The following is a 13216-nucleotide window of genomic DNA, read 5'->3' as shown; positions in this document are numbered from 1 at the left end:
TGGGCTAGGCGGCGTCGGTCATCGGCGTGCCGAGGAACTCCTCGTCGAACGGAATCGACCCGACGACCGCATACGGCTCATCTGATGCGATGACCAGGTAGTTGTCCTCCCCGTCGAACTGCTCGTCGGTCGCGGGAACGATCCAGACGCGCGCAAACACCTGTCTGAGCGTCGCCGCCGTGTCGCGCAAAAACGTCAGCTCGGTCCCGCCTTCATGGGAGACGACGTTGGCGACGTACAGTCCGCCGGGCGCAAGCAGGCTCCGCACGGCGCGCGCGGCCTCGACCGTCGCCAAGGCGAGCACCGGCTCATGACCGGAGAAGGTGTCGTTCACGATCGCGTCGTAACGCCCGGCATCCCGCTCGCCCTCAAGATAGGCGCGCCCGTCGGCCGTGATGATATGCAGGCGGTCGCCCGCCCGCACCTCGAGCTCGTCGACGAAAAACCAGCGGCGCGCCGCCCGCGTCACCGCCTCGTCGATCTCGACCACGTCCATATGCAGATTGTCATGGCTCATGAGCGCGTGCTTGGGCCATGCGTAGCCGCCCCCTCCGAGCGCGAGCACGTCGACGACGCCGCGGCCGGTGCGCTCGAACTTCTGCCCCTCGAGGTCGAAGACGATATCGAACGCGCGCTGGTAGGCGAATACGGGCTCGAACCTGCGCCCATCGAGATAGGTCGCCGACTGGTACACCCCGCCCTGGCGAAAGACGCGGGCGAGCGACCCGTCGCGCATGCGGCGGGTGCGAATCAGGGCGAAACCGTTCGCGGTATGGGTGATGTGCGGATCGAACCGCAGGTAGACGATGGCGATCACCGATGCCAGAGCGAACAGGATCGCCATGGCGAGACCGGCCGCGCCGCCGGAGGCACCGCCGATGGTGCACGCGATGGCGATCGCCAGGATCACGACGACGTCGACGGCCTCTTCCGGCATGCCTCCGCGCGCAGGTCGCGGGCACGAGGCGCCCGACATATTGTGCTCGGCCGTGGGCCGCGGCGTCCATCGCTCGTCCATTTACAGCTCCTTTTGCTGATAGAGTCCGCAATCGGTGAAACCAAGATGCCTATAGTATTCCCGCGTCCCCACCGCGCTGATCACGTTGATGCGGCGATAGCCCGCATCCTGTGCCAGAGCACATGCGCGCTCGACAAGCCGGCGGCCGAGCCCCAGGTGCTGGGCGGCATGGCCCTCCTCGCCCACGCGCGTCGCCATGCCGTACACGTGCACCTCGCGAATCATGGCCTCCTCCGCAGCGATGGGCAGCTCGCCGGCATGTTCCCGCACGTACGCGGAGTCGGGCAGCGAAAGGCGCAGGAAGCCGGCGATGCGCCCGTCGACGGTCACCCATTGCAAGAAGCGCTCGCGCGTGTTCGTCGTCTTATAGGCAACCGTCTCCATACGCAGGTCGTCCGGATCGATGTCCGCGGTGCCGACCTCGCGATAGCGGATCTCGCGCACGGCAGCGCGGCCGTCTTCCGCCGCGCCCGACGCGGCAAGGCGGGCCTCGACCAGCTGGCGCAGGTTCGGCTTCTTGTTGCCCGCCTTGATGTCGTTGGTCGAGAAATCTCGGATCATGCGCGATATGCGGCAGAACGCCGGCGTGGCGAGCACGTCGTCGACCAGGATGCCGAGCAGCTCGTCCTCTGCGTACGGCGCCCATGCCCCGGAATCGAAATCGCGGCACAGGCGCGCCCCCTCGATGAGGGCGCACGGGTAGAGCTTGATCTCATCGGGCTGGAACGCCGAATCGGTCATGAGGCGCTCGTAGTCGCGCCGGTCCGACTCGGGCGTGGAGCCGAGCAGGTTCACCATCGCATGCGCGTGGATCTTGAAGCCGAACGCCCTCAGCAGGTCGAACGCCTCGCCGATGCGCCCGACCGTGATGTGCCGCTCGTTGAGGTCGAGGATGCGCTGGTCGGTGCTCTGCACGCCCATCTGGATCTTGGTGGCGCCCAGCCTCCGGATGAGCGTCAGCGCCTCGGGGGTGATGGCGTCCGGGCGCGTCTCCACGACCAGGCCGACCACGCGGTGGCGCGCGGTCTCGTTGGCGCGCTGCTCGCGGGCAAGCTCCTCCATCGTCGCCGTCTGCCCCGCGGCCGCACGCGACCACGCTTTGCTCGAGCCGAACAGGGCGCGCACGGCCTGGTTGTAGCCGGTCTCGCCCGCATCCACCGCGTGCTGGGCCTCACCCGCGAACGCGGCGAGCTCCTGTGGATCCGACGCGATGCCGCACGCGCGGTACCACGCGCGCCGCCGAGCGACCTCCGCCGGCACGTGCGTCGTGCTCGCCAGCACGGCCCCCTTATCCTGCCCCGGCTCCGCGAGCATGGGGTTTGCCGCCACACCCGACACGGCTCCGTCGTTCAGCGCACGGAACAGCTCTTTCACGAACCAGATCTGATACGGACGCGGGTAGTCGCTCCATGTGCCGCCCAGAATGATGAGCTCGATCTTGTCGGTCGCATGTCCCATCTGCGTGAGCGCCGTCAGACGCGTCGAGACCTGCAGATAGGGGTCGAAGCAGTTCTGCTCCGCCCGCGCGCAGGCGGGCTCGTCGTGCAGATAGCTTTTGGGCATGCGCACGTCGTTGGGGCAATACCGGCAGTCGCTCGAACAGGGCCAGGGCTTCGTGATGACCGTGATGGTGGCCACCCCCGATGCGGAGCGGCGCGGCTTCATACGCAAGACCCGAAGCAGCCCCTCCTCGAGCTCGGGCGTGACTCCCCACGCCTCCCAGCGTTCAGGCTCCTCGCGCTTGACCCTCTGATAGAACGGCAGCAGGCGGCGCTTGGCGAACGCGCGCTTGTCACCGCCCGTCCGCTTGGCCTGCGCGTGCACGAGCTTGACGAGCGCGTCGTCATCCACCACCTCGCCGCGACGCAGCATAGCGAGTATGTTCACAATGATGTCTTCCATGCCCCGCATTGTACAATGACGCTTCGGGAAGCAGCGGATCCATCTGCATATGGTCTGGGGGCGCCTCCATGGATGTACAGCTCGCGCGACGGCTCATCGCCTGCAACAGCGCGTTTTACCGCGACCACGCCGCGTCGTTCTCGGCAACGAGATCCGCGCCGTGGGACGGCTGGCAGCGCGTTGCCGAAATCGTCCAGGACACCTTCGCATGCGCCGAGCAGCGCACGGTGCTCGACGTCGCGTGCGGCAACCTCCGGTTCCCGCGCTTCCTGTTCTCTCGAGCACCGCAGCAGGCCTGGCGCTGCGTCGCAGTCGACAACGCGCCCCAGCTCGCCGCGGACCTTCCCAGCGACGGAAGCGTGCGCTTCGTCGAGCGCGACATCCTCGGCGGCCTGCTCGATGGCACGGACCCCCTCGGCGACATCCCCACATGCGACCTGGTCGTCTCGTTCGGCTTCATGCACCACGTCCCCGGCGGCTCGCTGCGCCGCGCCCTTCTCGATTCCCTCGCCGCGCGCGTATCCCCCTCGGGCCTGCTCGTGCTTTCGTTTTGGCAGTTCATGGACGATGCGAGGCTATCGGCCAAGGTGCGCGTCGCCGACGAAGGGGCGCGCCGCGCCGGGTGGCCCACCGACGAGCTCGAGGCGGGCGACCATTTCCTCGGCTGGCAAGACGATGCGCAGGCGCGACGCTACTGCCATCATTTCGACGAGACGGAGATCGACGCGCTCGCCGGTCACCTGGCGAAGCACGGCATGCACGAGTGCGCCCGCTTCTCGGCAGACGGCCGCACCCATGCGCTCAACCGCTACCTCGTCTGCAGAAAGGGGGGCTCGTGAACGCCGTGCTTTCCGATCCCGTGCGCGCCGCGTCGCTGTTTTCCGGGCGCGATGACGTGAGCGTGCGGGCATGCCTCGAGGGCACCATGGGCGCCATCATGGCCAACGATGCCGACCGCCCCACATCCGCTGTCGCCATGGTCGGAGACTTCGTCTTCACAGGAGGAGAGCCCGACCCCGCACTTCTCGAAGCCGCGTGCTCGCGCAGCACGTCCGGCCTCTCGATCGTCGTTCCCCAGGATGCCGCATGGAGCCGGCTCATCGAGCGGATGCCCGGACGGCGCGCGGAACCGCACACGCGCTACGCGACGTCCAAGGATCCAGACGAATTCGATCGCATGCACCTGCACCGGCTCGCCTCCGCCCTGCCCGCCGGCGTCGCCCTGCGCGCCATCGACGAGCCCCTGTGGCACGCATGCCTCGACCAAGACTGGAGCCGTGACCTCGTGGCCCAGCTCGACCCCTATCCCCGTTTTGCCGAGCTCGGCGTCGGCGTCATCGCCCTGGAGAGCGGGGTCGTCGTCTCGGGCGCGTCGACGTATGTGCGCTGCGCGGACGCCATCGAGATCGAGGTCGACACCCGTCCCGACCGTCGCAGGCACGGCCTTGCGCGTGCCTGCTCCGCCGCCCTCATGCTCGCCTGCCTCGACCGGGACCTTTATCCCAACTGGGACGCGCACACGCCGGCCTCGCTCGCGCTTGCAGGCCAGCTCGGCTACCGCCCCGACCATGCATATGATGCATACCTCGTGACCGGCGCGTGACGCACGAGGGCCGGCCCGTCCAATCGTTTACAATCCACGGTCGTCAACCGTTGCCGACCGTAAGGACACCATGGGCCTCACGCACATCCGCCTCCCCAAGAACTTCGACCTCGACGAGCGCCTGATGCGCTACGCGGACGCCATCGAGCAGCACGCCGAGACGTTCGCGGGCAGATGGGCGCACGCGTGCTGGCCGTGCGGCCCGTCCTCGGAGCCGGTGGGGCTCGATGCGTTCGACGCGGTCCATCTCGATCTCGGATGCGGCAAGGGCGCCTTCATCACGCGCTGCGCCAAGCGGAACCCCCATACGCTGTACGTCGGCATGGACGCCGAGCCGGTCTGCATCGCCTACGCCGCCCAGCGCGTCGTGGAGCAGCACCTGCGCAACGTAGTCATCGTGCCGCGCGGCGCCGCGGCGCTCCCCGCGATCTTCTCGCCCGGCGAGTTGGACGCCATCACCCTGAATTTCCCGACTCCGCACCCCAAGCGCCACCACGCCGCAAAACGCCTAGTCAATGTCGACCACCTGCTGGCATATCGGCCCCTGCTCGCGCACGGCGCCACGCTCACGCTGCGGACCGACAGCCTGCCGCTGTGGGAATACGCCAAGCTGCAATTCACCGCCGCGGGCTACGACGTGCTCTGGATCTCGTCGGACACGCGCACCGAGCATCCCGATTTCCCCCAGACGGAGTACGAGGAGCGGCTCACCGAGCGGGGCGCTGCCGTCTACGGAATCTGCGCCACACCTGGAGCGCAGCCCGACGCCGCGCAGATCCAAGCGGGGCGCGACGCGGAGCAAAGCCTCATGCTGTACCTGCCCGACGACCTGTTCGCCCTCGACTACGTGCCCCTCGGCATGGAGGCGGCCGTCGAGAACTTCAAGAACCGCCAGCTCAAAGGCAAGTCGCGCATCCCCCAAACGACCAGATAGCGCCGATCGCCTCGATAGCGCGACGCACAGATTCGGCTTGTGCCATATGGTACGGATTCGATGGCCCTATGCATTCCCGCCTTCACGCAGAGCCCGGTGCCGCACATGCCGTTGGACAAACCGTTTACCTGCGGTTATGTAGAAAGTCGCAACAATGCCCGTCATGTTGGCGCCGGGGTCGCCCGCCCAGGAATGGGCTGCTCGGCGTTTCCCTCAGATGCGACCTTGCGACATAATGGTGGACACGCAGACAAGGACCTCACGAAAGAAGACGACGTGACAGACGCAACGACATCCGCGCCGACCGCCTCGGCGAGTTCATTTGCCGGGGGCACCGGCGAGCTCGCGGCGGGATCCCTCGGCACCCTTTCGCCCAGCTGGTGGGAGCCCGAGGACGGCAGCGAGCCCGAACCATGGCTTACGCCCGACGAGGCGTTCGAGCGCTTTTTCGGCTGGGCCGAGGAGCAGGGCATCGAGCTGTGGCCTCATCAGGAGGAGGCGCTCATGGACCTCGCCGCCGGCGACCACGTCATCCTGGGCACGCCCACCGGATCGGGCAAGTCGCTCGTCGCGCTCGGCATGCTGTTCATGGGCATGGCGCAGGGCAAGCGCGTGTACTACACCGCTCCCATCAAGGCGCTGGTCAGCGAGAAGTTCTTCGACCTCGTCGAGGTTCTCGGCCGCGACAACGTGGGCATGATCACCGGCGACACGCACATCAACACCGCGGCGCCCGTCATCTGCTGCACGGCGGAGATCCTGGCCAACCAGGCCCTGCGCGAGGGTGAGGATTCCGACGTCGGATGCGTCGCCATGGATGAATTCCATTACTTTGCCGACCCCGACCGCGGATGGGCCTGGCAGGTCCCCCTGCTCACGCTGCCGCACGCGCAGTTCATGCTCATGAGCGCCACGCTGGGCGATGTCACCGCCATCGCCGACGCGCTGCGCACGCAGACCGGCGCCGACGTCGATGTCGTGGCGGACGCCCCCAGGCCAGTGCCGCTCGCCTACGAGTACGTGGACACCGCCCTCGAGGGCACGGTGGAGCTCGCGCTTCGGCGCGGGGAGGCCCCGCTGTACATCGTGCACTTCTCGCAGGATGCGGCGCTATCGACCGCAAGCTCGCTCGCCAACTTCGGCGTCGCCAGCAAGGAGCAGCGCGAAGCCATCAAGGAGGCGTCGAAGGGGACCCGCTTCACCACGGCGTTCGGCAAGATCTTGAAGCGCCTGCTGTCGAACGGCGTGGGCGTGCACCACGCCGGCATGCTGCCGCGCTACCGCCTGCTTGTGGAGAAGCTCGCCCAGCAGGGCCTGCTTCCGGTCATCTGCGGCACCGACACGCTGGGCGTCGGCATCAACGTGCCCATCCACACCGTGCTGCTGACGGCGCTCACGAAATTCGACGGCCACCGCATGCGCCGCCTGCGCGCCCGCGAATTCCATCAGATCGCCGGCCGTGCGGGCCGTGCGGGATTCGATACCGAGGGCTGCGTGATCGCCGAGGCCCCCGAACACGACATCGAGAACGCCAAGCTGGTCGCCAAGGCGGGAGGCGACCCCAAGAAGCTGCGCAAGATCAAGAAGAAGAAACCGCCCGAGGGCTTCGTCACCTGGAACGAGCAGACCTTCAACCGCCTTATCGAATCGGCCCCCGAGACGCTCAAGCCGCGCCTGCGCATCACGCACTCCATGGTGCTCTCCATGGTCGAGCAGGGCGGCGACGCCCGGGCGCATGTGGAGGAGCTCATCGAGCGCTCCCTGCAGACCCCCGAGGAGAAGCTCGCGCTCTCGGCGCGCGCCGACGAGATCTTCGCCACCCTCATCGACTCGGGCGTCGTGGTGCGCGAGGAGCTCGATGACGGCAGCCTGGACTACTCGCTGACCGTCGACCTGCCCGACGACTTCGCCCTCGACCAGCCCCTCTCCCCCTTCCTGCTCGCCGCGCTCGAGCTTCTCGATCCCGAGAGCGAGACCTACACCTTCGACCTCATCTCCATGGTCGAGGCCACGCTCGAGGACCCCAAGCAGGTGCTGCGCGCGCAGGAGCGCGCGGCCCGCGCCCACGCGATGGCCGAGATGAAGGCGGACGGCATCGACTACGAGGAGCGTCTCGAGAAGATCGCCGACATCACGTACCCCAAGCCCCTCGAGGACATGCTCGACGCCGCGTTCGCGAGCTACTGCGAGAAGGTGCCCTGGGCGAACGATTACGCGCTGAGCCCCAAATCGGTCCTGCGCGACATGCTGGAAAGCGCCGCCGACTTCAAGGGCTACATCCAAAAGCTCGGCATCGCGCGCTCGGAAGGCATCCTGCTGCGCTACCTCGCCGAGGCGTTCCGCTCGCTCGACCGCACCGTCCCCATCGACAAGCGCAACGAGCAGCTCACCGACATCATCTCCTGGCTGGGCTTCGTCGTGCGGTCCGTCGACTCGAGCCTGGTCGACGAATGGGAGGCGGCGGGCGACCCGGTCGCCCTGGACGCCGCTCCCCCGACGGATGCCGACGCGGTCGTCTCCGACCGTCGCGGCATGACGCTTCTGGTCCGCAACGCGCTCATCCGCCGCGTCTCGCTGGCCTGTTCCGGCAGCGTCGACGAGCTGGGCGCCCTCGATGCCGATTGGGGTATGACCGAGACGCGCTGGCAGCGCGCCCTCGATGCGTTCTTCGAGGCGCACGAGGAGCTGCTGCTGGACGCCGACGCCCGCTCCTCCGCGTTCATCGCCATCGATGAGCGCGACGAGAAGGCCGAACACGTCTGGCACGTCCACCAGATATTCTCCGATAGCGACGGGGATCACGATTTCGGCATCATGGCCGACCTCGATCTGGACGCCACGGCCGAAGAGGGCGAGGCGGTGTTCAAAAACTACCGCGTCGGCTTCATCGAGGAGCTGCTGGAAGGCTAAGGGAAGCCCCCAACCGATCCCCTCTAAGATTTCGCCCGCATCCGCCATGGTGGATGCGGGCGCCCTTATGCGAGCTCGACGGTGTACAGCGGCTTGTACGTCGCCCCCGAGCTATCCAATATGCTGCGGAACACCGTGACGCGCGACGCCTCGTCAGGGCACGGGAACGCAAGTGCCGGCAGCGGGCGGCCGGCGATCCTCGCCCGGCGCGCCAGCGTGATGTGCGGGCGGAATGCCTTCTTGTCGAACGGGACCCCGTGAGACCCCAAGCGCTCGCGCACCCCTTCCGCGAGCCTCGTGAGCTCGCCCACCGGATCCAGACCGAGCCACAGCGTCGCATCGCTCGGCGCGCCGAACCGTCCCAGACCCGACGCGCGAAGCGGGATCGGCCCTGCGCCGGCGCACGCCTCGTCGACCGCATCGAGGGCGGCGCGCAGCGTCCCCTCGTCGATCTCGCCCAAAAACGCCAAGGTCACATGGTAGGTGTCGCGCTTCATGTACCGGCCCGCAACGTGGACAGCAAGCTGGCGCGCCACGGCGGCGAGGTCGTCGACAAACGGTTCGGGCAGCTCAAGCGCTATGAAAACCCTCATGATCCCCCGCCTCCATCTCCTGCGCGCAACGTGCACCCATGCAACACGCCGCCCGTACCTGCAGGCACGGGCGGCGACATGGCGACGCGCTCAAGCCCTGCGTCCGAGACGCCCCTATGATTCCCTGCTGGCGACCCCGCGGTCCTTGAAGGCGAGGACGTCGGCCAGACGAACGCTTCGATGATGGTTGAGGCCCAGCCGAATACCAGGAAGCTCCCCACGGTCGAGCATGCGCGTGACCGTGCGCCGCGAGACGCCCAGGATATCCGCCGCCTGACCGGTGGTGATCACCGCGTCGGCCTCGCCGGACGGTGCAAACCTCACCCCCGCATGCGTGGCAAACGACACAAGGAGCTGATACTCGCGCACGCTCAGGTTGTGACGGCAGCCCTCCGGATCAATTAGGGCGGGTCCCAGATTCTCGGCCATGGCTCCTCCTTGCACTAGCACCATCCGAAATCATTGTATGGGCTAAAAGTGCTTCCCAGAGCACAACATCTGTCAACGGGGCGCCTCACTATGCGAGCGTGCGGGAAGGGGCCTCTCCGTGGGGCGGAACGAGTCGATCGGTGCATCCCAAAACGGGCCCGCCTGTCGGCGAAAACCGGCAGACGGGCCCGGGTGCGGCGCGATCGAACGTGCCTGCATGCGTGCACGAAGCGCGGCGAATCACTCCATGTCGAGCGGCACCTTGTAGGAAGGCGCCGGGAACGCGCGGCTGATGAGCGCCAGATCGTCCTCGGTCAGCTCGATGGCGTCGGCCGCCGCGTTCTCGAGCGTGTGCTCGGGCCGCGAGCTGCGCGGAATGGCAATCGTATCGCCGCCGCGGATGTCCCATGCCAAGATGACCTGGGGCACCGTGACGTTGTGGCGACGGGCGACCTCGGCGAGCTCCGGGGAGCGGAACAGGCGCCCGCGCAGCGTGCCCGCCTGCGCGAGCGGGCAATACGCCATCAGGGCGACGCCGTGATCGCGCATCCACGGCAGCAGATCGAACTCGATGCCGCGCGAACCGGGGTGATAGAGCACCTGGTTCACCTGGCAGTTCTGCCCGCCCGGCACGCGCCAGAGGTCCTCCATGTCGTCGGTATCGAAGTTGGAGACGCCCCACGCGCGGATCTTGCCCTCAGCGATCAGCTCCTCCATGCAGGCCACCGTCTCGGCCAGCGGAACCATGCCGCGCCAGTGGAGCAGGTACAGGTCGAGATAGTCCACGCCCAGGTTCTCGAGCGTCTCGTCGCAGCTATCGAAGATGTCAGGCTCTCCGGCGTTCGACGGCAGCACCTTGGAGACGATGAACAGCTCGTCGCGGTCGAGCGTCTTGGCGCGCGTGCCGTCGGCCTCGCGCAGCTGGCCCCCTGCTACCGCCACTCCGTCGAGCGCGTCGCCGACAAGGCGCTCGCTGCGGCCGTTGCCGTACATCTCCGCCGTATCGATCAGCGTCATGCCGGAGGCGACGCCGGCGCGCAGCGCCTGGGCCTCGCGGTCGTGCGTCGAGCGGCTGTCGCCGAGATACCATGTGCCCTGACCCAGCGCGGGCACGCGGTCGCCGTTCGCCAGGGTCACCACATGGCGCTGCGTCGTCACGAAATCAGACATGGGATTCCTCCTCACCTGGATATATCGAGTGCGCCGCACCTGCGCGAACCAGAATGCGGCCAGCCCCTTTGTACCCTCCCGGAGCCCTTCGCGCCATGGTCTCTATGACAAATAATCGAGCAGGCTGTCGAACGTCTTCCGGGCATCCGCGACGCCGACTTGGTACGCATGCTCAAGGATCTCGGGGTCGCGCACCATCATCGGCATCTTGACCGATTCGCTCGGGCGCACGACGAACACGGCGCCCTCCCGCTCGAGGCGCGCGATCGCGTCCAGCGTCTCGTTATAGCGGACATGGCGGTCGGCCAAAAGCTCGATCAGCTTGGGGTAGCGGCGCAGCCAGATGCGCAGCAGCGGCATGAGGCTGTTGGGCTCCTTGCGGTACCCTTCCGGCTGCGTCAGCACCACGACGGTCCGGTCATACCCCTGCTCGAGCATCCAGGCCACCGGGATGGAATCGGCGATCCCGCCGTCGAGCAGCTCTCGGCCCTCGAGCTGGACCGGATGCGACACCATGGGGATGGAGGCCGACGCGCGGATCCACTCGATATCGCCGACATCGCCCGGACCAAGATCGTGGTAGACGGCGCAGCCGGCGTTGATGTCGGTCGCGACGACCGTGAAGCGCATGGGGTCCGCCGCGAACGTGGCGCTATCGAACACATCGAGCTTCCACGGCAGCTCGCCGTAGGCGAAATCCCGACTGAACAGGTCGCCTTTGAATATCCAGTTGCGAAGGCTCGCATAGCGCGGGTCGGCGCAGTACTTCTTGTTGTAGCGCCGCGCGCGCCCGATCTGCCTCGACTTGAAATTGCAGCCGAAGGTCGCGCCCGCGGACACGCCCACCGTCGCGTCGGCGGTCAGCCCGCGCTCCATCCACACGTCGATCACGCCCGACGTGTACATCCCGCGAAATCCGCCGCCCTCGAGCACCACGCCCACGCTTGGACGCGCACCTTGTTCCGTCGCCGCCACGAAGCAACCTCCCTCTCGATTCAGACTCGCCAGTATACTCCCGCGGCACGCGACGAGGCGCCCTCGGCGGCATGTTGTGCCGGCGAGGGCGCCGAAGGTGCGAGAGGCGTAGAGGGGCTTTTACGCCTTACTCTCCCAAATACGACAGGAACGCATCGGCCTGCTCTGCCAGCTCGGCGCGCTGCTCGTCGGTCAGCGAGAGCGCGTCGCTCGTGAACGCCTCGCGGTCGAGCACCACGCCGAGCTGGGGCTCCGCCATCAGGTCGACCTTTATGGCCTGTAGCAGCTCGCTGAGCTTAGCGCGGGCGCCGGCACCGGCGGAGCGGCCCGCCGCGGCGCAGATGGCCGCCTTCTTGCCTGCGACGGCCGTCGCGGTCTCCCCCGGCTTGACCGGTCGGCTCATCCAGTCGAGCATGTTCTTGAGAACGCCGGGATAGCTGTAGTTGTATTCGGGCGTGAAGAACCACAGGCCGTCGGCGGACTGGACCTCCATGCGCACGCGCGCGACGACCTCGGGCACCGGCTGCTCGCGATCTTGGTTCATGTACGGCAGCGCGGAGAAATCGAGCAGTTTGACGCGTGCACGCCCCTCAAGCAGCTTGGCTGCCTCACGCGCCATCTGCGTGTTGAACGACTGCCTGCGCAGGGAACCGGAAATCAACAGGATCTTTTTCATAGCTGTCACGCTCCTTGTTTACGCGAGCGCGCGGCGCCTCGGGGCGGCCGCGCGCTATCTCACCTCGGCACCGAAGGGCAGCAGCGAAAGTTTTGCCATCTTGAAGCTCTGCAGGCCGAACGGGATGCCGATGACGGTGATGCAGTTGAGCACACCGGCAATGCAGTATGCGATCGCCATCGGGATGCCGGCGAGCAGTACCCATATGACGTTGGCGACCAACGAGGGCGCGCCTCCGCCATAGACGATCTGCTTGCCGAACGGCGCAAGCGTCAGGCCGGCCATCTTGAGGCACTGCCGCCCAAGGGGGATGCCGATGATGGTGATGCAGAACACCAAGCCGAGCAGGAGCCAGCCCAATGCGGTCCAGATGCCGCCCAGAAGAATCCAGATGATGTTGCCCACCACGCGCATGCGTCGATCCTTTCGCCTCTCGCATATTGCTGTGTATTCCCATCATGCAGGGCGCTCATGACCGCACGGCGCACGGAGCCTTGAAAGTTCCTTAATTCTTAAGGCTTGCCTACGGCGGATATTGCGCGACGCGATGCGGATATAGAGGAACGCGACATATGGTGGCGCCCCGTCTGCCGCGTCGTATGATAGATGCCATCGCCGCACGTCAACGTGGCCAATAACGACAATTTGGGAGATCGCCATGCCCTTGGAGTACGCATCGATTCTGCTGGGAGCCCTCGCCATCCTGCTGGGCTTCGCCCCCATCGTCCCCCTGCAGCTCATCGGCGTCGCGGCGGGCATCGCGGGTATCGTGGTATCGCGGCGGGCGCGCAAAGCGGACTACCGCAAGGACATGCCCGCGACGGTCGGCTTCATCTGCTCCATCGCCGGCGTGGTCGTGAGCGCCGTCACCCCGCTGTTTGCCTTGATCATCGCGGTGGCGCAGGCGGCCATGGGATAGGAGCCCGGGCGGCGCTCGACGCACGACCCGGCCGCGGAGGCAGATCGGCTACGATAGGCTCCCCGCGGGACCCTGAAAATCCATGCA

13 protein-coding genes are annotated in these 13216 nt (G+C 67.0%); 5 read left to right on the top strand and 8 right to left on the bottom strand.

The features are described 5' to 3' along the window. Nucleotides 1–4: 4 nt before the first annotated feature. A complete protein-coding gene (locus QVN30_RS00620) occupies nucleotides 5–1018 on the bottom strand; it encodes a spermidine synthase (protein WP_289835035.1) in 1014 nt (337 codons plus the stop codon). Then, nucleotides 1019–2920: an elongator complex protein 3 gene (locus tag QVN30_RS00615; protein WP_289835034.1), complete on the bottom strand. Its 1902-nt coding sequence runs from the start codon at nucleotides 2918–2920 to the stop codon at nucleotides 1019–1021. A 68-nt stretch (nucleotides 2921–2988) separates the two neighbouring features. Between QVN30_RS00615 and QVN30_RS00610 the strand changes: the two genes are divergently transcribed. The 4 genes from QVN30_RS00610 to QVN30_RS00595 all read left to right on the top strand — a co-directional run bounded on the left by QVN30_RS00610 (nucleotide 2989) and on the right by QVN30_RS00595 (nucleotide 8367). Next, nucleotides 2989–3759, top strand: coding sequence for a class I SAM-dependent methyltransferase (locus QVN30_RS00610; RefSeq protein WP_289835032.1), 771 nt, complete (start codon nucleotides 2989–2991; stop codon nucleotides 3757–3759). Next, nucleotides 3756–4523 (top strand): GNAT family N-acetyltransferase, encoded by a 768-nt coding sequence (locus QVN30_RS00605; RefSeq protein WP_289835031.1) that lies wholly within the window; start codon nucleotides 3756–3758, stop codon nucleotides 4521–4523. The genes QVN30_RS00610 and QVN30_RS00605 overlap by 4 nt, the downstream gene beginning before the upstream one ends. Before the next feature lie 70 nt (nucleotides 4524–4593). Then, nucleotides 4594–5457 (top strand): tRNA (guanine(46)-N(7))-methyltransferase TrmB, encoded by an 864-nt coding sequence (gene trmB / locus QVN30_RS00600; protein ID WP_289835030.1) that lies wholly within the window; start codon nucleotides 4594–4596, stop codon nucleotides 5455–5457. Nucleotides 5458–5733: 276 nt separating this feature from the next. After that, nucleotides 5734–8367, top strand: coding sequence for a DEAD/DEAH box helicase (locus tag QVN30_RS00595; protein WP_289835029.1), 2634 nt, complete (start codon nucleotides 5734–5736; stop codon nucleotides 8365–8367). Nucleotides 8368–8432: 65 nt separating this feature from the next. Here QVN30_RS00595 and thpR read toward each other — a convergent pair whose 3' ends face one another. The 6 genes from thpR to QVN30_RS00565 all read right to left on the bottom strand — a co-directional run bounded on the left by thpR (nucleotide 8433) and on the right by QVN30_RS00565 (nucleotide 12624). Further along, nucleotides 8433–8960, bottom strand: coding sequence for an RNA 2',3'-cyclic phosphodiesterase (gene thpR, locus QVN30_RS00590; RefSeq protein WP_204570609.1), 528 nt, complete (start codon nucleotides 8958–8960; stop codon nucleotides 8433–8435). A gap of 114 nt (nucleotides 8961–9074) precedes the next feature. Continuing rightward, nucleotides 9075–9389 (bottom strand): helix-turn-helix domain-containing protein, encoded by a 315-nt coding sequence (locus QVN30_RS00585; RefSeq protein WP_158095776.1) that lies wholly within the window; start codon nucleotides 9387–9389, stop codon nucleotides 9075–9077. 240 nt (nucleotides 9390–9629) lie between these two features. Then, nucleotides 9630–10559, bottom strand: coding sequence for an aldo/keto reductase (locus tag QVN30_RS00580; protein ID WP_289835028.1), 930 nt, complete (start codon nucleotides 10557–10559; stop codon nucleotides 9630–9632). Between the two features lie 102 nt (nucleotides 10560–10661). Continuing rightward, nucleotides 10662–11534, bottom strand: a complete 873-nt coding sequence (locus tag QVN30_RS00575) for a patatin-like phospholipase family protein (protein ID WP_289835027.1) — start codon at nucleotides 11532–11534, stop codon at nucleotides 10662–10664. Nucleotides 11535–11661: 127 nt separating this feature from the next. Then, entirely contained in the window at nucleotides 11662–12210 is a 549-nt protein-coding gene (locus QVN30_RS00570) for an NADPH-dependent FMN reductase (RefSeq protein ID WP_289835026.1), read from the bottom strand. Nucleotides 12211–12264: 54 nt separating this feature from the next. Then, nucleotides 12265–12624 carry a YccF domain-containing protein gene (locus tag QVN30_RS00565; RefSeq protein WP_066829487.1) on the bottom strand — a complete coding sequence of 120 codons (360 nt, stop codon included), beginning with the start codon at nucleotides 12622–12624 and terminating at the stop codon, nucleotides 12265–12267. 244 nt (nucleotides 12625–12868) lie between these two features. Between QVN30_RS00565 and QVN30_RS00560 the strand changes: the two genes are divergently transcribed. Further along, nucleotides 12869–13129: a hypothetical protein gene (locus QVN30_RS00560; RefSeq protein WP_066829488.1), complete on the top strand. Its 261-nt coding sequence runs from the start codon at nucleotides 12869–12871 to the stop codon at nucleotides 13127–13129. The last annotated feature ends 87 nt before the right edge of the window (nucleotides 13130–13216 follow it).

Origin of the sequence: Collinsella ihumii (assembly GCF_030385545.1) — a bacterium.
Classification (GTDB): Bacteria; Actinomycetota; Coriobacteriia; order Coriobacteriales; family Coriobacteriaceae; genus Collinsella; species Collinsella ihumii.
Note: the sequence above shows the minus strand (reverse complement) of the source record. Positions and strands in the feature narration are given on the sequence as shown.